General features: G+C 56.5%; 19 protein-coding genes and 2 pseudogenes. 15 read left to right on the plus strand and 6 right to left on the minus strand.

Features of this window, described 5'->3' with window-relative positions; translation table 11 throughout:
• The first annotated feature begins 2 nt into the window (after positions 1-2).
• Genes JK621_RS03405 through nqrM form a run of 7 tightly spaced genes read left to right on the plus strand, consistent with a single transcriptional unit; the run spans position 3 to position 5,759 of the window.
• The gene (locus JK621_RS03405) at positions 3-1,244 is read left to right on the plus strand and encodes an NADH:ubiquinone reductase (Na(+)-transporting) subunit B (protein ID WP_212558643.1); all 1,242 of its coding nucleotides are present in this window, start codon (positions 3-5) and stop codon (positions 1,242-1,244) included.
• On the plus strand, positions 1,234-2,028 hold the full coding sequence (locus JK621_RS03410) for a Na(+)-translocating NADH-quinone reductase subunit C (RefSeq protein WP_212558644.1): 795 nt from the start codon (positions 1,234-1,236) through the stop codon (positions 2,026-2,028). Before JK621_RS03405 ends, JK621_RS03410 begins: the two co-directional genes overlap by 11 nt.
• Positions 2,021-2,650, plus strand: coding sequence for an NADH:ubiquinone reductase (Na(+)-transporting) subunit D (locus tag JK621_RS03415; protein ID WP_004949071.1), 630 nt, complete (start codon positions 2,021-2,023; stop codon positions 2,648-2,650). Before JK621_RS03410 ends, JK621_RS03415 begins: the two co-directional genes overlap by 8 nt.
• A 6-nt stretch (positions 2,651-2,656) precedes the next feature.
• Entirely contained in the window at positions 2,657-3,253 is a 597-nt protein-coding gene (nqrE, locus tag JK621_RS03420) for an NADH:ubiquinone reductase (Na(+)-transporting) subunit E (RefSeq protein ID WP_004949072.1), read from the plus strand.
• Between the two features lie 15 nt (positions 3,254-3,268).
• Entirely contained in the window at positions 3,269-4,492 is a 1,224-nt protein-coding gene (nqrF, locus tag JK621_RS03425; RefSeq protein ID WP_006321304.1) for an NADH:ubiquinone reductase (Na(+)-transporting) subunit F, read from the plus strand.
• The gene (locus JK621_RS03430; protein WP_212558645.1) at positions 4,493-5,524 is read left to right on the plus strand and encodes an FAD:protein FMN transferase; all 1,032 of its coding nucleotides are present in this window, start codon (positions 4,493-4,495) and stop codon (positions 5,522-5,524) included.
• A gap of 7 nt (positions 5,525-5,531) precedes the next feature.
• Entirely contained in the window at positions 5,532-5,759 is a 228-nt protein-coding gene (gene nqrM, locus JK621_RS03435; protein WP_212558646.1) for a (Na+)-NQR maturation NqrM, read from the plus strand.
• Between the two features lie 28 nt (positions 5,760-5,787).
• Here nqrM and JK621_RS03440 read toward each other — a convergent pair whose 3' ends face one another.
• Positions 5,788-6,684: a glycerophosphodiester phosphodiesterase family protein gene (locus tag JK621_RS03440; RefSeq protein ID WP_212558647.1), complete on the minus strand. Its 897-nt coding sequence runs from the start codon at positions 6,682-6,684 to the stop codon at positions 5,788-5,790.
• A 239-nt stretch (positions 6,685-6,923) separates the two neighbouring features.
• Between JK621_RS03440 and dinB the strand changes: the two genes are divergently transcribed.
• Positions 6,924-7,985: a DNA polymerase IV gene (dinB, locus tag JK621_RS03445; RefSeq protein WP_212558648.1), complete on the plus strand. Its 1,062-nt coding sequence runs from the start codon at positions 6,924-6,926 to the stop codon at positions 7,983-7,985.
• A gap of 50 nt (positions 7,986-8,035) precedes the next feature.
• Here the strand turns inward: dinB and pepD are convergent, their stop codons facing one another.
• On the minus strand, positions 8,036-9,496 hold the full coding sequence (pepD, locus tag JK621_RS03450; RefSeq protein ID WP_212558649.1) for a beta-Ala-His dipeptidase: 1,461 nt from the start codon (positions 9,494-9,496) through the stop codon (positions 8,036-8,038).
• 325 nt (positions 9,497-9,821) lie between these two features.
• Between pepD and gpt the strand changes: the two genes are divergently transcribed.
• The 5 genes from gpt (at position 9,822) to proA (ending at position 14,775) form a co-directional block, all read left to right on the plus strand.
• Entirely contained in the window at positions 9,822-10,280 is a 459-nt protein-coding gene (gpt, locus tag JK621_RS03455) for a xanthine phosphoribosyltransferase (RefSeq protein ID WP_004949082.1), read from the plus strand.
• Positions 10,281-10,523: 243 nt separating this feature from the next.
• The gene (frsA, locus tag JK621_RS03460) at positions 10,524-11,771 is read left to right on the plus strand and encodes an esterase FrsA (RefSeq protein ID WP_212558650.1); all 1,248 of its coding nucleotides are present in this window, start codon (positions 10,524-10,526) and stop codon (positions 11,769-11,771) included.
• Between the two features lie 60 nt (positions 11,772-11,831).
• A complete protein-coding gene (gene crl / locus JK621_RS03465; RefSeq protein ID WP_212558651.1) occupies positions 11,832-12,233 on the plus strand; it encodes a sigma factor-binding protein Crl in 402 nt (133 codons plus the stop codon).
• Between the two features lie 174 nt (positions 12,234-12,407).
• Entirely contained in the window at positions 12,408-13,511 is a 1,104-nt protein-coding gene (proB, locus tag JK621_RS03470; protein ID WP_006323805.1) for a glutamate 5-kinase, read from the plus strand.
• A gap of 10 nt (positions 13,512-13,521) precedes the next feature.
• Positions 13,522-14,775, plus strand: a complete 1,254-nt coding sequence (proA, locus tag JK621_RS03475) for a glutamate-5-semialdehyde dehydrogenase (RefSeq protein WP_212558652.1) — start codon at positions 13,522-13,524, stop codon at positions 14,773-14,775.
• Positions 14,776-14,794: 19 nt separating this feature from the next.
• Here the strand turns inward: proA and JK621_RS25570 are convergent.
• Positions 14,795-15,038 (minus strand): annotated as a pseudogene (locus tag JK621_RS25570) (IS30 family transposase); the annotation flags it as partial.
• A 678-nt stretch (positions 15,039-15,716) separates the two neighbouring features.
• Between JK621_RS25570 and JK621_RS25315 the strand changes: the two are divergent.
• Positions 15,717-16,074: pseudogene (locus JK621_RS25315) on the plus strand (DDE-type integrase/transposase/recombinase); the annotation flags it as partial.
• A gap of 196 nt (positions 16,075-16,270) precedes the next feature.
• Here JK621_RS25315 and JK621_RS03490 read toward each other — a convergent pair.
• Positions 16,271-16,516, minus strand: a complete 246-nt coding sequence (locus tag JK621_RS03490; protein WP_212558654.1) for a helix-turn-helix domain-containing protein — start codon at positions 16,514-16,516, stop codon at positions 16,271-16,273.
• 104 nt (positions 16,517-16,620) lie between these two features.
• On the opposite strand from JK621_RS03490, the gene JK621_RS03495 reads away from it, so the two are divergent.
• A complete protein-coding gene (locus JK621_RS03495) occupies positions 16,621-16,884 on the plus strand; it encodes a helix-turn-helix domain-containing protein (protein WP_212560113.1) in 264 nt (87 codons plus the stop codon).
• A gap of 85 nt (positions 16,885-16,969) precedes the next feature.
• Here JK621_RS03495 and JK621_RS03500 read toward each other — a convergent pair whose 3' ends face one another.
• On the minus strand, positions 16,970-17,509 hold the full coding sequence (locus tag JK621_RS03500) for a hypothetical protein (protein ID WP_212558655.1): 540 nt from the start codon (positions 17,507-17,509) through the stop codon (positions 16,970-16,972).
• A gap of 373 nt (positions 17,510-17,882) precedes the next feature.
• A complete protein-coding gene (cybB, locus tag JK621_RS03505) occupies positions 17,883-18,407 on the minus strand; it encodes a cytochrome b561 (RefSeq protein WP_212560114.1) in 525 nt (174 codons plus the stop codon).
• Positions 18,408-18,428 lie beyond the last annotated feature (21 nt).

Here is an 18,428-nt window from a genome sequence, read left to right on the forward strand (position 1 = left end):
CGATGGGCCTGAAGAACTTTTTTGACAAGATCGAGCACCACTTCACGCCGGGCGGCAAGCTGGAAAAGTGGTACCCGCTGTTTGAAGCGACTACCACGGTGTTTTATACCCCCGGTCTGGTGACGCGCGGCGCTTCGCACGTGCGCGACGCCATCGATCTGAAACGCATGATGATTCTGGTGTGGCTGGCGGTATTCCCGGCGATGTTCTGGGGTATGTACAACGTCGGCCAGCAGGCCATCCCGGCGCTGCACCATCTGTACAGCGGCGAGCAATTGCAGCAGGTGCTGGCGGGCGACTGGCACTACCGGCTGGCGCAATGGCTGGGGGCGTCGCTGGCGGCGGATGCCGGCTGGGCCAGCAAAATGGTGCTGGGCGCCTGCTACTTTATGCCGATCTACGCCGTGGTGTTTCTCGTCGGCGGTTTCTGGGAAGTGCTGTTCGCGGTCATCCGCAAACATGAGATTAACGAAGGTTTCTTCGTCACCTCCATTTTGTTTGCGCTGATTGTGCCGCCAACGCTGCCGTTGTGGCAGGCGGCGCTGGGCATCAGCTTCGGCGTGGTGGTGGCGAAAGAGATTTTCGGCGGCACCGGGCGCAATTTCCTCAACCCGGCGCTGGCGGGGCGTGCCTTCCTGTTCTTCGCCTATCCGGCGCAGATCTCCGGTGACCTGGTGTGGACCGCCGCCGACGGCTTCTCCGGCGCGACGCCCCTGGCGCAATGGAGTGTGGGCGGGGCGCACAGCCTGAGCAACGTCGCTACCGGCCAGTCGATCAGTTGGATGGACGCCTTCCTCGGCAACATCCCCGGTTCGGTCGGCGAGGTTTCCACGCTGATGATCCTGATCGGCGGCGCGATTATCCTGTTTGGCCGCGTGGCCTCCTGGCGCATCGTCGCCGGCGTGATGCTCGGCATGATGGCTACCGCCTTCCTGTTCAACAGCATCGGCTCCGCCACCAACCCGCTGTTCGCCATGCCGTGGTATTGGCATCTGGTGTTGGGCGGCTTTGCCTTCGGCATGATCTTTATGGCCACCGACCCGGTTTCCGCCGCCTTTACCAACAAGGGAAAGTGGTGGTACGGCATCCTGATTGGCGTGATGTGCGTGTTGATCCGGGTGGTCAACCCGGCCTACCCGGAAGGCATGATGCTGGCGATCCTGTTCGCCAACCTGTTCGCGCCGCTGTTCGATTATCTGGTGGTGCAGGCCAACATCAAGCGGAGAAAAGCCCGTGGCGAATGAATCCAAAAACGACACCATCGGTAAAACGCTGCTGGTGGTACTGCTGCTGTGTCTGGTGTGTTCGGTCGTGGTGGCGGGTTCCGCCGTCGGCCTGAAGTCCAAACAGCAGGAGCAAAAGCTGCTCGACAAGCAGCGCAATATCCTCGACGTGGCCGGCCTGTTGCAGCCGAAGATGGAAGGTGAGCAGGTCAAGGCGCTGTTCACCCAGCGCATCGAACCGCGCCTGCTGGATTTGAACAGCGGCGAGTTTGTGGCGGGCAATGCGGCGGCGTTCGATCTGGCCGCCGCGCTGCGTGACGATGCCAAAAGCGTCGCGTTGTCGGCGGGCGAAGATCCGGCCGGCATCAAACGCCGCAGCAACCGGGCGGAGATCTATCTGGTGCGCGACAACGGCGGGGCGGTGAATCAAATCGTGCTGCCGGTCTACGGCACCGGCCTGTGGTCGATGATGTACGCTTTTGTGGCGCTGGACAGCGACGGCAACACGGTGAAAGGCATCACTTATTACGATCAGGGGGAAACCCCGGGTCTGGGCGGTGAAGTTGAGAATGCCGGTTGGCGCCAGCAGTGGATCGGCAAAAAGCTGTTTGATAACGACGGCAAACCGGCGATCCGCGTGGTGAAAGGCGGGGCGCGTCAGGGGGATGAGCACGGGGTGGACGGTTTGTCCGGTGCCACGCTGACCTCCAACGGTGTGCAGCACACTTTTGATTTCTGGTTGGGCGAGCAAGGTTTTGGCCCATTCCTGCAAAAAGTCCGTGAAGGAGCGCTGAAAAATGGCTGATTCCAAAGAGATTAAGCGGGTCCTGCTCGGGCCGCTGTTTGACAACAACCCGATAGCCTTGCAGGTACTCGGGGTGTGTTCCGCGTTGGCGGTGACCACCAAGCTGGAAACGGCGGTGGTGATGACCATCGCGGTGACCCTGGTCACGGCGTTCTCCAGCTTCTTTATTTCCCTGATCCGCCACCATATTCCGAACAGCGTGCGCATCATCGTGCAGATGGCGATTATCGCCTCGCTGGTGATCGTGGTCGATCAGCTGCTGCGCGCCTATGCGTTCGAGATTTCCAAGCAGCTGTCGGTGTTTGTCGGCCTGATCATCACCAACTGTATCGTGATGGGGCGCGCCGAAGCCTACGCCATGAAGTCGCCGCCGATTGAAAGCTTTATGGACGGTATCGGCAACGGGCTGGGTTATGGGGTGATCCTGGTGCTGGTCGGTTTCCTGCGCGAGCTGATTGGCTCGGGCAAGCTGTTTGGCATTCCGGTGCTGGATACGGTGCAAAACGGCGGCTGGTATCAGCCGAACGGCCTGTTCCTGCTGGCGCCGAGCGCGTTCTTTATCATCGGCCTGCTGATTTGGGTGCTGCGCACCCTGAAGCCCGCACAGATCGAAAAGGAGTAACGGCCGATGGAACATTATATCAGCCTGTTTGTGCGCGCGGTGTTCGTCGAGAACATGGCGTTGGCGTTCTTCCTGGGGATGTGTACCTTCCTGGCGGTGTCGAAGAAGGTGTCGACCGCCTTCGGTCTCGGCATCGCGGTGACCATCGTGCTCGGCATCTCGGTGCCGGCGAACAACCTGGTCTACAACCTGGTGCTGCGCGATGGCGCGTTGATGGAGGGCGTCGATCTGAGCTTCCTCAACTTCATTACCTTCATCGGCGTGATAGCAGCGCTGGTGCAGATTCTGGAGATGATCCTCGATCGCTTCTTCCCGTCGTTGTACAACGCACTCGGCATTTTCCTGCCGCTTATCACCGTGAACTGCGCCATTTTCGGCGGCGTGTCCTTCATGGTGCAACGTGACTACAACTTCGCAGAATCGGTGGTGTACGGCTTCGGCTCCGGCACCGGCTGGATGCTGGCGATTGTCGCGATGGCGGGGATCCGCGAAAAACTCAAGTATGCCAACGTCCCCGCAGGGCTGCGCGGTCTGGGCATTACCTTTATCACCACCGGGCTGATGGCGTTGGGCTTTATGTCCTTCTCCGGTGTTCAGTTGTAAAGGCGGGAAGAATCTATGGAAATTATTTTAGGCGTCGCGATGTTTACCGGCATCGTTATGGTGCTGGTACTGCTGATCCTGTTCGCCAAATCAAAGCTGGTGAACACCGGTGACATTGCGGTGGAAGTCAATGGCGATCAGGGCAAGAGTTTTAATGCGCCGGCGGGCGACAAGCTGTTGAACATGCTCTCCAGCCAGGGGATCTTCGTGTCCTCGGCCTGCGGTGGCGGCGGCTCCTGCGGCCAGTGCCGGGTGGTGATTAAAGAGGGCGGCGGCGATATCCTGCCGACCGAACTTTCGCACATCAACAAGCGCGAAGCGAAAGAAGGCTGCCGCCTGGCCTGTCAGGTGAACGTGAAGCAGAATCTGAAAATCGAGCTGCCGGAAGAAATTTTCGGCGTGAAGAAGTGGGAGTGCGAAGTTATCTCCAATGATAACAAAGCCACCTTTATCAAAGAGCTGAAGCTGAAAATTCCCGATGGCGAAGACGTGCCGTTCCGCGCCGGCGGGTTTATCCAGATCGAAGCGCCGGCCCATGACATCAGCTATGCCGATTTCGACGTGCCGGAGGAGTACCGCGGCGACTGGGACAAGTTCAACCTGTTCCGCTATCGCTCGGCGGTGAATGACACCACGGTGCGCGCTTACTCAATGGCGAACTACCCGGATGAAAAGGGCATCATCATGCTCAACGTGCGTATTGCCACGCCGCCGCCGCGTGCGCCGGACGTGCCGCCGGGCATTATGTCCTCCTATATCTGGTCGCTGAAAGCCGGCGACAAGGTGACCATCTCCGGGCCGTTCGGCGAGTTCTTCGCCAAAGACACCGACGCCGAAATGATCTTTATCGGCGGTGGTGCCGGTATGGCGCCGATGCGTTCGCATATTTTCGATCAGCTCAATCGCCTGAACTCGAAGCGCAAAATCACCTTCTGGTACGGCGCGCGTTCGCTGCGTGAAATGTTCTATGAGGATGATTTCAATCGGCTGCAGGCGGAGAATGAAAACTTCACCTGGCACGTGGCGCTGTCCGATCCCCAGCCTGAGGATAACTGGACCGGCTACACCGGCTTTATCCATAATGTTCTGCTGGAGAACTATCTGAAGCACCACCCGGCGCCGGAAGACTGCGAGTTTTATATGTGCGGCCCGCCGATGATGAACGCCGCGGTGATCAAGATGCTGAAAGATCTGGGTGTCGAAGATGAAAATATCATGCTGGATGATTTTGGTGGCTAAATGCGCATAGGGGAAAGGAAGGGCTGGATGACGGCGCTGGCGCTGGGCGCCACGTTGTTGTTGACCGGTTGCGGGCCGGAACAGGTGAATCTCGATGGCAAAACCATGGGGACGTCTTATTCGATCCGTTATGTCACCGGTGACGGCACGCCGTCGGCGGCCAGAATACGGGCTGAGATCGACAAACGCCTGGAGTTGGTGAACGATCAAATGTCTACCTACCGGCCGGGTTCGGAACTGAGCCGCTTCAACGCCAGCCGTGAGGTGGACAAACCCTTCCCGGTATCGGCCGCGACGACCGAAGTGGTGCTGGAGGCGCTGCGCATCAACCGCGTGACTGACGGCGCGCTGGACGTGACCGTCGGGCCGCTGGTCAATCTGTGGGGCTTTGGCCCGGAAGGGCGACCGGACAAGGTGCCGAGCGCTGCCGCACTGGAACAACGCCGCGCCTGGACCGGCATCGACAAACTGTCGGTGCAGGGCAACGCGCTGGTGAAACACATTCCGGAACTGTATGTCGATCTCTCGTCCATTGCCAAAGGTTATGGCGTGGATGTGATAGCCCAGTACCTGCAATCGCAGCAGGTGAAAAACTACATGGTGGATATCGGCGGTGAGGTGCGTACCCGTGGCCACAACGGCGAGAAAAAACCCTGGCGTATCGCCATTGAGCGGCCGACGGCCGGCGTGGAGCAAAAAGCGCAGTTGGTGATTCAACCGGGCGAGATGTCTATCGCCACCTCGGGGGATTACCGCAACTACTTCGAGCAAAACGGCGTGCGCTACTCGCACACCATAGATCCGATCACCGGCCGGCCGATCCATCATCATCTGGTTTCGATCACCGTACTGAGCCCGACCTGCATGGCTGCCGACGGTCTGTCGACCGGGCTAAACGTGCTGGGGCCGGAGCGAGGTATGGCGTTGGCCAACCTGATGGGGATCCCGGTGTTCATGATTGTGAAAACCGCCAACGGATTTGAAGAGCGTTACTCCGAGGCGTTTAAACCCTATCTGAAAAAGAGCTCATGAGGCCGCTATGTTGACGGTATTTATCGCCACCTTCGTGCTGTTTCTGCTGGTTATCGGCGGCATGTCGCTGGGCTATGTGTTCAAGCGCAAAAGCCTGCAGGGCAGTTGCGGCGGCATCACTTCGCTGGGGATGGAAAAGGTTTGTGACTGCCCGGAGCCTTGTGATGCGCGCAAGAAGCGCGAAGCCAAAGCGGCGCTGCGGCGGCGGCAGTTGGAAAAACACCGCATCCTGTAATTGAAAACCCGGCTTGTACCGGGTTTTGTCATTTGGCCTTGCGGAAGTTTTTTGCGTCGGCCGGTGAGTTGACCATCACCCCGTCTGCCCCCAGCGCCAGTGCCTGCTGGTATTCCGCTGGTGAATTGACGCCGAACAAAATGATATGCGCCGGGCCTTGCGAACGGAAACAGTCGATCGACTCTTTATCCCAGATCAGAAACGCTTTCGAGCGCCCTTCGCCCAGAGTGTATTTTTCCACCACTTCCACTTCACGTTTCAGCTCCAGCCCGTACCAACGCGGTTGTTGATTATCCGCTTTCAATTCGCACTGGTGCGCCATGGCGACATTGGCCAGCAGGGTGCGGGTTTCGTCGCGGCTTTCAAAGCGTTTGACCTGCGGCGGCAGCGCCTGCAGGTATTTGGCATCGGTAGAATACACGCGGGTGCGGTTCAGGCTGTCGGTCTTCTCCAGCGTCGCCAGCAGCGCTTTGCCGAATTGCGCCGGGTCGGCGTCCGGCGACTTGATATCCAGATAGAAGGTCACCTTGGGGAAAGCCTCCAGGATCTGGTCCAGGCGCGAGATGCCGATGCCCTTGCCGCGAAACGGATGCGTTTCACCTTTTGCGAATGACCAGCCGGCGTCCACTTTAGCCAGTTGATCGGCCGTATGGGCGGAGACCGGCCCTTGCTCGTTGGTCAATGCGTTGAGATCGGAAGGGCGGTACAGCACGATCGCGCCGTCTTTGGATTGTTGCAGCGTGATCCAAATGGCGTCGGCGCCATTTTTCAGAGCAGTTTCAATGGCGATGCGGGTGTTTTCCGGCGCGTCTGCGGTGCCGCCGCGGTGGGCGATAATGGCCGGGGCATGGCCGACAGCGGCGCCTGACGCCAGCGAAACCAGCGACAGCGTGGAGGCCAACAGCAAATGAGAAAACCTGATCATGCGAGATACCTTATATGCTATATCCGTCGTCTTTCAGGCGGCAGCCTGGTGAGCGGCGACATGAAATCCATAGGGAATAAGAATGAGAGAGCGTGAGTCAGCGGAGATCATACTATTGAAAAATTAAGCTTTTTTAACAACGCGGAAATATCTGGCGCAAACGCCGTTTTCTCCCTACCCGCCGAGTCTTGAGCTTTCGATTATTGGCTGTATACTTATACAGTGTTATTGGAGGCGCGATGCGTAAAATCATTCATGTCGATATGGACTGCTTCTTCGCGGCGGTAGAAATGCGCGACGATCCCAGCCTGCGCGATATTCCGTTGGCGATCGGCGGCAGTGCCGACCTGCGCGGGGTGATTAGCACCGCCAACTATCCCGCACGCCGCTATGGCGTGCACAGCGCCATGTCGACGGCGATGGCGTTTAAACTGTGCCCGCATCTCAAACTGTTGCCGGGCCGTATGGCGGCGTACAAGGAAGCCTCGCTGCACATTCGCGAAATCTTTGCCCGCTACACGCCACTGATTGAACCTCTGTCGTTGGACGAAGCCTATCTGGATGTGACCGACTGCAACCGGTGCAACGGTTCGGCGACGCTGATCGCCCAGGAAATCCGCCAGGCGATTGCCGAAGAGCTTAACCTCACGGCCTCTGCGGGCATCGCGCCGATCAAGTTCCTCGCCAAAATTGCCTCAGAGCTGAACAAACCGAACGGACAATACGTCATCACGCCGGCGCAGGTGCCGGATTTTTTGCGGCAACTGCCGCTGAGCAAAATCCCGGGCGTGGGCAAAGTGACCGCCAAACGGTTGGAAGACGTGGGGTTAATCACCTGCGCCGACGTACAGCAGTACGATCTGGCGTTGCTGCTCAAGCGCTTCGGCAAGTTTGGCCGGGTGCTGTGGGAGCGCTGCCAGGGAATAGACCTGCGCGCAGTCTCGTCGGAAAGGCTGCGTAAATCGGTAGGGGTGGAGCGCACGCTGGCGGAAGATATTCATGATTGGGAAGACTGCGAGGCGTTGATCGTCGACAAGCTCTATCCCGAGCTGGAAATGCGGCTGCGCAAGGTGAAACCGGATCTGCATATCGCGCGCCAGGGCGTGAAGCTGAAGTTTCAGGATTTTCAGCAAACCACTCAGGAACACGTCTGGCCGGTGCTGAATAAAGACGATTTGCTCAACGTGGCGCGGCAGGCATGGCGTGAGCGACGGGAAGGCCGTGGCGTGCGGTTGGTCGGCTTGCACGTAACGCTGCTGGATCCGCAGCTTGAGCGGCAACTGTTGTTGCCGTGGGAATAAAAAGGCCGGCGAGAGGCTAGCCTTTTACCGTTAAACGCTTAATTACGCGATTACGCGCGCTCGGGGATGGCTTTCAACAGCGCGGTCAGCAGCTTCCAGTACAGGCCGACGCTTTCGATATGAACCTGCTCATCCGGCGAGTGTGGCCCGGTGATGGTTGGCCCAATCGACACCATATCCATGTTCGGGTACGGCTTTTTGAACAGGCCGCATTCCAGACCGGCGTGGATCACCATGATGTTCGGCGTCTTGTTGAACAGATCCTGATAGATCTCGCGCACCAGATGCATGACCGGTGAGTCCGCGTCCGGCTGCCAGCCAGGGTAGCCGCCTTTTGGCGCCACTTTGGCGTTGGCCAGTTGGCCCAGCGCGGTCAGCATCTCGACCACGTAATCTTTGCCGCTGTCGATCAGCGAGCGGATCAGGCAGATGATTTCCGCTTCGTTCTCGCTGGTGGTGACCACGCCAACGTTCAGCGAGGTTTCCACCACGCCTTTTACCGCGTCGCTCATGCGGATAACGCCGTTTGGCGTAGCGTTCAGCAGGGCCAGGAAACGCTGCTGGCTGTCGGCGGTCAACGCCTGAGAGGCGCTGGTCACCGGCTCCAACAGCACGGTGATGTTCTTCTCTTTGGCGGAAAGCTCGTTTTGCAGCGTGCTCAGGAAGGCCTGGCTCAGCGCTTTCAGCGCGTCGGCTTTTGCCGCCGGTACGGCAACCACCGCAGAGGCTTCACGCGGGATAGCGTTGCGCAGGGTACCGCCGTTCAGATCCAGCACGCGCAGGTTCAGCTCTGCGGCATGAGCGAACAGGAAGCGCGTCAGCAGCTTGTTGGCATTGCCCAGGCCCACGTGGATCTCGGCGCCGGAGTGGCCGCCTTTCAGGCCCTTGAGGGTCAGCTTCAGCGTCTGATAGCCGGCCGGTACCGCTTCGCGCTGCAACGGCAGGGTAGTGATGAAATCAATACCGCCGGCGCAACCCATGTAGATCTCGCCTTCTTCTTCTGAGTCGGTGTTGATCAGGATATCCGCCTGCAGCCAGTTAGGCTGCAGCCCGAATGCGCCGTCCATGCCGGCTTCTTCGGTCATGGTCAGCAGCACTTCCAGCGGGCCGTGTTCGACGCTGTCGTCAGCCAGCACCGCCAACGCAGAAGCCATGCCGATGCCGTTGTCGGCGCCCAGCGTGGTGCCGCGCGCCTTGATCCACTCACCGCTGATATACGGCTGAATCGGATCCTTGGCGAAGTCGTGCACGGTGTCGTTATTTTTCTGCGGCACCATATCCAGGTGCGCCTGCAGGGCAACCGGTTTACGGTTTTCCATGCCTTTGGTGGCCGGCTTGCGCAGCAGGATATTGCCTACCTGATCGCGTTCGGCATGCAGATTCTTCTCTTTGGCCCACGCGAGGATGTGCTGCGCCAGTGCTTCTTCATGATAAGAAGGATGCGGAATAGAGCAGATTTTGGCAAAAATATCCCACAGCGGCTGTGGTGAAAGTTGAGACAATTCAGACACTATAGGTCTCCTGTGACAGCATTCTCAGCATGGCGTGAATGCCGCTCGGTTAGGGTGGATTGGCATCGGTGCGTTTTTTGGCACGATCTCCAGAGAATATCACTTTATTCAGGGGCGCGCGCGTACCCTATTGCACTGTTTAAGGGGGATAATACACATATCTGACGTGCGATTGCTTGTTTATGCAGGATCAATCACCAGACGAAATACTTATGATTTCCACAGTACAACTGGTATTCGGCTCAACCAGTCTCTATAATCTCGCGCAACCTTTTTTCCCCTGATCACGAGTAAGCCACACCATTGCTGGCTGGGATACCATTTTATGAGCGAAAAATACGTTGTTACCTGGGACATGCTGCAAATGCAAGCGCGCAAACTGGCTCACCGCCTGCTGCCTGCTGACCAATGGACGGGAATTATTGCCGTAAGCCGCGGCGGCCTGGTGCCGGCAGCCTTACTGGCGCGCGAATTGGGCATCCGCCACGTGGATACCGTCTGCATTTCCAGCTATGACCATGACAACCAACGCGAAATGAAGGTACTCAAGCGCGCCGAAGGCGACGGCGAAGGCTTTATCGTGGTCGACGATCTGGTGGATACCGGCGGCACCGCGAAAGCGATCCGCGACATGTACCCGAAAGCGCATTTCGTCACCATTTTCGCCAAGCCGGCAGGCCGCCCGCTGGTGGACGACTATGTGGTCGATATCCCACAGGATACCTGGATCGAGCAGCCGTGGGACATGGCGGTGACCTTCGTGCCACCGATCGGCGGCCGTTAATCCCCGCTCGCGCCAGTAAAACGCCCGGTTATGCCGGGCGTTTTCGTTTCTGATTTTCGCCCCTAAATAATTGGAGTTGCATCACAACAAAACCAAGGGTTTTGTTGAACAGTGCTTGCGCTGGCCCCAACACAGATGCAGCTTCAAGTATGACGGGTTTATCTCTCCAGAGTTAGGTACACTACCTCCAGTTAAGTAGGCTGTTTGCGGCCTACGGCCAGATTTACGGAGGCTGTTGTTACCATGGCACAAGCCAACCTTTCTGAAATCCTGTTCAAACCCTCATTTAAACACCCCGAGACCTCGACGCTGGTGCTGCGTGCGCGCAACAAAGCCGGCGCCGATCTGCACTCCACGCTGGAAGGCAACACCGTCAGCAACTGGTACCGTATGCTCAACCCGTTGCTGTGGGCCTGGCGCGGCGTTGATCCGATCGAAATCAACGAAGTGCTGGCGCGTATCGCGGTCGCCGATGTGGAACATACCAACGACAAACTGCTCGATACCGTGATCGGTTACCGTAACGGCAACTGGATCTACGAGTGGGTGCATCAGGGCATGCTCTGGCAGCAGCGGGCATTGGAACAGCAAGATCCGCTGATCGGCGGCCAATACTGGCTCAACGCCGTCAACTTTTACAGCATCGCCGGCTATCCGCACCTGAAAGGCGACGAACTGGCCGAACAGGCCGAGGCGCTGGCCACCCGCGCCTATGAAGAGGCCGCGCTGCTGCTGCCTTACCAGCTCAAGGTGCTGGAGTTCCGCATTGAAGGGGGAAGCAGTATTAACGGCTTCCTGCACCTGCCGGAGAAGGGCGAAGCGCCGTTCCCGACGGTGCTGATGTGCGGCAGCCTGGATACCCTGCAGACCGATTATCACCGCCTGTTCCGCGAATACCTGGCGCCGCACGGCATCGCCATGCTGACCATCGATATGCCTTCCATCGGTTCTTCTTATAAGTGGAAGCTGACGCAGGATTCCAGCTTCCTGCATCAGCAAGTGCTGGCCCAACTCTCTTCGGTGCCCTGGATCGACCATCAGCGCGTTACCGCATTTGGCTTCCGCTTCGGCGCCAACGTGGCGGTGCGCCTGGCTTATCTGGAGCCGCAGCGGTTGCGTGGCGTGGCCTGCCTGGGGCCGGTGGTCCACAGCCTGTTGTGCGACGTCGGCCGCCAGCGAGACGTGCCGGACATGTATATGGACGTGCTCGCCAGCCGGATGGGGCTGGCCAACGCCTCGGATAACGTGCTGAGGGTGGAACTGAACAGCTATTCGCTGAAAACCCAGGGATTGCTGGGCCGCCGCTGCCCGACGCCGATGCTGGCGGGTTATTGGGATCGGGACCCGCTCAGCCCGAAAGAGGAGGCGCAACTGATCGCTTCGTCTTCGATGGACGGCAAGTTAATGGCTATTCCACGAGCGCCGGTGTACAGCAGTTTCCACAAGGCCTTGCTGCAAATGGCCCACTGGATGAAAGATAAAATGCGTTAATTTGTTGCTAAATTTTAACAATTTGTTAAAAAGAGTGGTCTACATTGAGGAGGTTAAAGAATGACGTTACCTAGTGGTCACCCTAAAAGCCGACTAATGAAACGTTTTGCCAGCTTGGGGCCGTACCTGCGTGAAGGGCAGTGCGAGAACGACCGTTTTTTCTTTGATTGCTTAGCCGTTTGCGTCAATGTCAAACCCGCGCCAGAGAAGCGTGAGTTCTGGGGATGGTGGATCGAGCTGCATGCTGAAGAGACGCGTTTCACTTATGCTTATCAGTTCGGTCTGTTTGATAAGGACGGGCGTTGGACGCCGGAAAAGATTAAAGATACTGAAGTAAAAACCAAGTTGGAAACCACCCTGCGTGATTTCCATCGTCGTTTGGGCGAGTTGTTGGCGACGATGGAGTTGGCGCTTGAACCGGCCGATGATTTCAAAGAAAAACCGATTAAACTCTCCGCCTGACCCCGTTTGACTATAGTATTGTGCTGATTTCGCGTTGTGCCTGTTGGCATAACGCGTCTCTCCTGTTACAAAGACCTTTGCACTCTTATTCTCATCATACCCTATAGCTTTCGAGTTGCAGCCAACAACGCTGAAGCTTGAAAAATGACGGGTATATTACACGGCAGAAACACTATGAACGGCAGCCAGACACTGGTTGTGAAATTGGGCACCAGCGTGTTGACCGGCGGATCGCTGCGTCTTAACCGTGCCCACATTGTCGAACTGGTACGCCAGTGCGCACAACAGCATGCAGCGGGTCACCGCATCGTTATCGTCACCTCCGGCGCGATTGCCGCCGGGCGCGAACATTTGGGCTACCCCGAACTCCCCGCCACCATCGCCTCCAAGCAACTGCTGGCGGCGGTCGGCCAGAGCCGGTTGATCCAACTGTGGGAACAGCTGTTCTCCATTTACGGCATCCACGTCGGGCAGATGTTGCTGACGCGCGCCGATCTGGAAGACCGCGAACGCTTCCTCAACGCGCGCGACACCATGACCGCGCTGCTGGACAACCGTATCGTGCCGGTAATCAATGAGAATGACGCGGTAGCGACCGCAGAAATCAAGGTGGGCGACAACGACAACCTGTCGGCGCTGGCGGCGATCCTGGCCGGGGCCGACAAACTGCTGTTGCTGACCGATCAACAAGGCCTGTATACCGCCGACCCGCGCAACAACCCGCAGGCGGAACTGATCCGTGAAGTGCATGGCATTGACGACGCGTTGCGCGCCATCGCCGGCGACAGCGTTTCCGGGCTGGGCACCGGCGGCATGGGCACCAAATTGCAGGCGGCCGACGTGGCCTGCCGCGCCGGTATCGACGTGATCATCGCCGCAGGCAGCAAGCCGGGCGTGGTGGGCGACGTGATAGAAGGCAAACCGGTGGGCACCCGTTTCCACGCGCTGGAAACCCCGCTGGAAAACCGCAAACGCTGGATCTTCGGCGCACCGCCGGCCGGTGAAATCACCGTGGACGACGGCGCGGTCGACGCCATTATGGCGCGCGGCAGCTCGTTGCTGCCGAAGGGCGTTCGCGAAGTGAAAGGCGATTTCTCCCGTGGCGAAGTGATCCGCATCCGCAACCTGGCGGGGCGCGACTTGGCGCACGGCGTCAGCCGTTATAACAGCGACGCGATGCGCATGATTGCCGGCCACCACTCGCAGGAAATCAGCGAAATTCTCGGTTACGAATACGGCCCGGTGGCAGTGCACCGCGACGACATGATTGTGAGCTAAAGGAGTGAGCATGCTGGAGCAAATGGGGAAGGCCGCCAAACAGGCCTCCTGGCAACTGGCGGTGCTGAGCACGGCGAAGAAAAACCAGGTGTTGTCGGTGATGGCCGACATGCTGGAAGCCAACAGCGAAGTGATTTTGCAGGCCAACGAACAGGACATGGCGCAGGCGCGCGCAACCGGGATGACCGAAGCCTTGCTCGATCGCCTGTTGTTGACCCCGGCGCGGCTGGCGGCCATCGCCAACGATGTGCGCCAGGTGTGCCGCCTGAACGATCCGGTCGGCCACGTATTGGACGGCAGCCTGCTGGACAGCGGGCTGAAGCTGGAACGCCGGCGCGTGCCGCTCGGTGTGATCGGCGTGATTTATGAAGCGCGGCCGAACGTCACCATCGACGTCGCCAGCCTGTGCCTGAAGACCGGCAACGCGGTGATCCTGCGCGGCGGTAAAGAAACCCACAACACCAACCTGGCGACGGTGAAGGTGATCCAGCAGGCGCTGGAACAATGCGGCCTGCCGGCAGCGGCGGTGCAGGCGATTGACAGCCCCGATCGTGCGCTGGTGAATGAGCTGCTGCGCCTGGATCGCTACGTAGACATGCTGATCCCACGCGGCGGCGCCGGTTTGCACAAGCTGTGCCGCGAACAGTCGACCATTCCGGTGATCACCGGCGGTATCGGCGTTTGCCATACCTACGTTGACGACAGCGTTGATTTCGACAAGGCGTTGACGGTCATCGAGAGCGCCAAAATCCAGCGCCCAAGCGCCTGTAACTCGCTTGAGACGCTGCTGGTGAACCGCAACATCGCCGAACAGTTCCTGCCGGCGCTGAGCGCCAGGATGGCGGCTGCGGGCGTGACGCTGCACGCGGCGCAGAACGCCATGCCGCTGCTGCAAAACGGCCCGGCGACGGTGGTGGACGTGGAGGAAGGGGATTACGACGACGAATGGCTGTCGTTGGATCTGAACGTGCTGGTGGTGGACGATATCGATCAAGCCATCGACCATATTCGCGCTCATGGCACCAACCACTCCGATGCGATCCTCACCCGTTCGCTGAGCAGCGCTGAGCACTTCGTGCGCGCCGTGGATTCCTCGGCGGTGTACGTTAACGCCAGCACCCGCTTCACCGACGGCGGCCAGTTCGGCCTGGGCGCAGAAGTGGCGGTCAGCACCCAGAAGCTGCATGCACGCGGCCCGATGGGGCTGGACGCACTGACCACCTACAAGTGGATCGGCTACGGCGACGATTTGGTGCGCAGTTAAGTCAGGTTTCGCGTTTTAAATTTGAGGGCGCCGTTCGCAGCATAACAAAGCGGGAATGGCGCTCTACCAGGGTGACAATGTATGAGTTTTTAGAGCCTTGTATCAGGTCGCCTTCCCTGTGGCCTGGCATGGCTCTGTCTGCAACATCAGGTGATGGGTAGCGCATCCTGGATTGACCCTAATCCTTTCCCTTTAAGCGATGTTATTCTGGATTTACGTACTGTTCTTCTGCTTCTGAGACACTGTTGCAGCTCTTTTTCTAATTTTTAGCCATAAAAAATCTTCTAAAAACTTTATCTATTGACCATACGATAAAACATATACTCGTGATAGATACAATGGCTACTGATAAGTTTCGTGGCGCAGGATACCATGAAGTATAAAAAAGGCCTGCACCGCTTAACAGCGATGCAGATATCAACAGCATACAGAACATAAGGAAGTATCGGACTAACTTAATCATATATATCTACCCGTCTTTTGTGAATTAATCAGCAATATTTACCTGGAACAGGTACCGCCGCTGTTATTACCGCAACTGCCGCCGCCAGTGTTATTATTACCTGGATTTCCACTGCCGCCGGTAAAAAAACCTCCTGCAATGGCGCCACCGACAAGTACTAATCCAAGGACACTGCCAATAGCACCGGCAATCATGCCTCCGATGGTGCCATTATTACAACTAACCACAGCACTGTTGTTATCATTTCTTTGTTGAGATGAATTATCGTTGTGGCCACCGCTGCGAGAGACTTTATCGAATTAAGAAGATTCTATTACTTTCATTAACAACTCCTTTGTTATGTGAGAAAATTTTCTTGAAGAATTGTAAGTTCATTTCTTTTAAGTTGCCAGTAAAAATATAAAAAACAAATTTCATGTTGTTAATATATATTAGTTGGCTATCTTCCGTTGCTAACATAATTAATTTAGCTACCCGGCGGCGAATGGATGTGACCTACATAAAAATCAAAGGTCAGTGGTAATTCCTGTGCCGGGCGGTAAATTCTTTCGGCCATACCATCGATTTTCTGCTCGCCGTCACAGGCGGGATGCAGTGCAACTCTGCGCTTTTTCCACTAGGGCATTGGACATCACGACGAACCAGAGGTCGTGACCGTTGATAAAAGCGATACCAATACTGCCGTATTAGCAGCCCTCAACGCGGGTAAATCTGAAGAAGAAGCCATTACTATCAGGCAGAGTAAGTATCTGAACAACGTTGTGGAACAGGCTCATCGGAATATCAAATGGCGAATATGTCCGATGTTGGGATTCAGCTCATGCAGACGGGGACGGTTTGTCCCCGACTGAACCATTTCATTTGTTGCCAGGCTAAAAACAGGAAATGAAACTTTTGTTAACTTGCCGTCGTTAATGCAACAGAACAGCAGTAGCAGACTCGTTTGCACAAAAGCAGTTTTATTGTTTTGCGCATTGATATCGGATCTATTTACACATTCGTAATGCGGAGGTCGTAGGTTCGATTTCGTTATTACAACAACTGAACCCGCCCACCAATCTGTTGAATCACCGCTCCAGCATCCACCCCAAGCAGCCGCGCCATCACAGCAAATTCAACCACATCCAGCTTGCGTTCACCGTTCTCAACCTTGGCGATAAACGACTGCGGGCGGCCCAGCGCCTCGGCCAGCTTGGTCTGAGTTATGCCTTTTTCTATACGAGCATCCCGAAGTATTTTTATAACTAATTGATACTCGGTTGAATAAACTGAAGTCATGGCGCTTTCCGCGAGTGATATCCCAAAATCGAATATCTGCCATTGCTGCAATTATCCCAAAATGGGATAATTAAGCCATCAGATAACCAGGAGGGTTAAACATGATGGATAAACGCGATTGGCATCCGGCGGACGTGATCGCCGCATTAAAGAAGAAGGGCACGACGCTGGCGGCGGTGTCCAGAGAGGCGGGATTGGCGTCTTCTACGTTGGGCAATGCACTGGCTCGGCACTGGCCGAAGGGAGAGCGACTGATAGCCGAAGCTTTGAATCTGCCCCCTGCGGAGATATGGCCTTCAAGGTACTCTGAACCTGCATATAAGGATGAGCAGGGCGGTCATTCTGCATCAGAACTCGGCACTATTTAACGCGGATGAAAACAGCAGATACAAATATGGGGGTAGGACAGTTAACTATCCGTAGCCCCCATTATTATCTAATGAATATTCGAGGTTATTGCTTAACGACAAGGTGGCTGCGCTGTTCTTTGCTCATCGCCTTGTTAGAGCTGGAAATAACGCAGTTATATTTCTCGTCTTTATTAATGATCATAAAGGTGCTGACCGGGTTTTTATAGTCCTTGCCGATAGTGAAATAAACATAATCCTGTGGCAAAGAACTCGGTTTGAAGGCGCCAAACGCATAAACACCCGCCATGCCCAACGGGGACAAATCGACCGTAAGTTCTAGCGGCTGCAAGGTATTCGGGGAGGGCAGCATGGATTTTGCGGACATCATCATCGAAGTGGCATCGATGGTGTATTCAGTGGTCACTTTCATCCCGACATATTTGGATTCGGGTTTCGAAAGCTGTTTCATACAGGCGGCATCGTGTTGGGGCGCGGGGCTGCCATTTTCTTGCACGGCGTGCACATGTTCCAACGTCACCTGCGCTTTGCCGGTCATGGGTTTTGCGCTGTCTGCCGCTTGCGCCATACCGGAAAAAACGAGGGCCGCAACCGTGGGTAGAATAACGCCAGTCATTATTTTCATTACATTTCTCCAGTTTTTATCTGTGGGAAAACCATATTGGCTTTCCCGTGTGTGTAGCCGATGAAATTTAATTAATGAAATTATGGGTAGCGCCAAATCACCTTGTGTAAACACATGGCATGACATCGCCGCCCAGAAAAATAACTGGCGTTTTTAAGATGAAGACATGAGTGTTAAATAAATCGGGTTATGACTATTGTTATGAGCCTGCGGGCATATAATTGGTATGGATAACCTTAGTCAATATCCGGGATAGATACAACTCGATGGGTGAGATTTTTATTTTATCGAAAAAATAGCGGGCTTAATAAGCCAATATATTATTTCCATTGGATTATATATACAGGCTTATTATTATCTTATTGCCCCTTGGTCAACGCTTTTTAAACAGCGGCAGCATTCTCACCAAGGTATTGTCCTTAAAGGCATAATGATGGATTAGCGCCGCCGCGGCGTGCAGGCCAATCAGCCAATAACCGAAGGCGGCCAGCGTCTTGTGCCAGCCGATGATTGTCCGCGCCTGCGGCCGGTCGGCTATCTCGGCAAAGGGCATCGGCAGGCCGAATAAAAACCACTCCTTGCCGCCCAGATAGCGCGAATAGACGCCCAGAACCGGCAGCGTCAGCAGCAGCAGGTAAATCAGGGTATGCACCAGATGCGCCGCGCCGGTTTGCCATTTTGGCGGCATCGGGCTGATGGCGGGGGAGGCGTGGCGTGAGCGCAGGATCAGGCGGGCGATCATCAAGACGAACACCGTCACCCCGCAGCTGAAGTGGGTGACCACCAGCAGATACCACAACGGCGTGCCCGGTTCGGCAAAGCCTCTCAGCTCAATCGTGGCGCAGGTGATAACCAACAGGATAGCGACCAGCCAGTGCAGACGGATCTGCATCGGCATAAATGTTTTCTGCACTGGGTT

This window comes from Serratia plymuthica, assembly GCF_018336935.1.
Taxonomy (GTDB): domain Bacteria; phylum Pseudomonadota; class Gammaproteobacteria; order Enterobacterales; family Enterobacteriaceae; genus Serratia; species Serratia plymuthica_B.

Coding starts and splice junctions, on each gene's coding strand:
- JK621_RS03500 (WP_212558655.1), bottom strand. CDS start 17,509: ATGAAAATAATGACTGGCGTTATTCTACCCACGGTTGCGGCCCTCGTT.
- JK621_RS03495 (WP_212560113.1), top strand. CDS start 16,621: ATGGATAAACGCGATTGGCATCCGGCGGACGTGATCGCCGCATTAAAG.
- JK621_RS03440 (WP_212558647.1), bottom strand. CDS start 6,684: ATGATCAGGTTTTCTCATTTGCTGTTGGCCTCCACGCTGTCGCTGGTT.
- dinB (WP_212558648.1), top strand. CDS start 6,924: ATGCGTAAAATCATTCATGTCGATATGGACTGCTTCTTCGCGGCGGTA.
- nqrF (WP_006321304.1), top strand. CDS start 3,269: ATGGAAATTATTTTAGGCGTCGCGATGTTTACCGGCATCGTTATGGTG.
- JK621_RS03490 (WP_212558654.1), bottom strand. CDS start 16,516: ATGACTTCAGTTTATTCAACCGAGTATCAATTAGTTATAAAAATACTT.
- crl (WP_212558651.1), top strand. CDS start 11,832: ATGACGTTACCTAGTGGTCACCCTAAAAGCCGACTAATGAAACGTTTT.
- JK621_RS03415 (WP_004949071.1), top strand. CDS start 2,021: ATGGCTGATTCCAAAGAGATTAAGCGGGTCCTGCTCGGGCCGCTGTTT.
- nqrM (WP_212558646.1), top strand. CDS start 5,532: ATGTTGACGGTATTTATCGCCACCTTCGTGCTGTTTCTGCTGGTTATC.
- proA (WP_212558652.1), top strand. CDS start 13,522: ATGCTGGAGCAAATGGGGAAGGCCGCCAAACAGGCCTCCTGGCAACTG.
- JK621_RS03430 (WP_212558645.1), top strand. CDS start 4,493: ATGCGCATAGGGGAAAGGAAGGGCTGGATGACGGCGCTGGCGCTGGGC.
- proB (WP_006323805.1), top strand. CDS start 12,408: ATGAACGGCAGCCAGACACTGGTTGTGAAATTGGGCACCAGCGTGTTG.
- gpt (WP_004949082.1), top strand. CDS start 9,822: ATGAGCGAAAAATACGTTGTTACCTGGGACATGCTGCAAATGCAAGCG.
- nqrE (WP_004949072.1), top strand. CDS start 2,657: ATGGAACATTATATCAGCCTGTTTGTGCGCGCGGTGTTCGTCGAGAAC.
- JK621_RS03405 (WP_212558643.1), top strand. CDS start 3: ATGGGCCTGAAGAACTTTTTTGACAAGATCGAGCACCACTTCACGCCG.
- cybB (WP_212560114.1), bottom strand. CDS start 18,407: ATGCCGATGCAGATCCGTCTGCACTGGCTGGTCGCTATCCTGTTGGTT.
- frsA (WP_212558650.1), top strand. CDS start 10,524: ATGGCACAAGCCAACCTTTCTGAAATCCTGTTCAAACCCTCATTTAAA.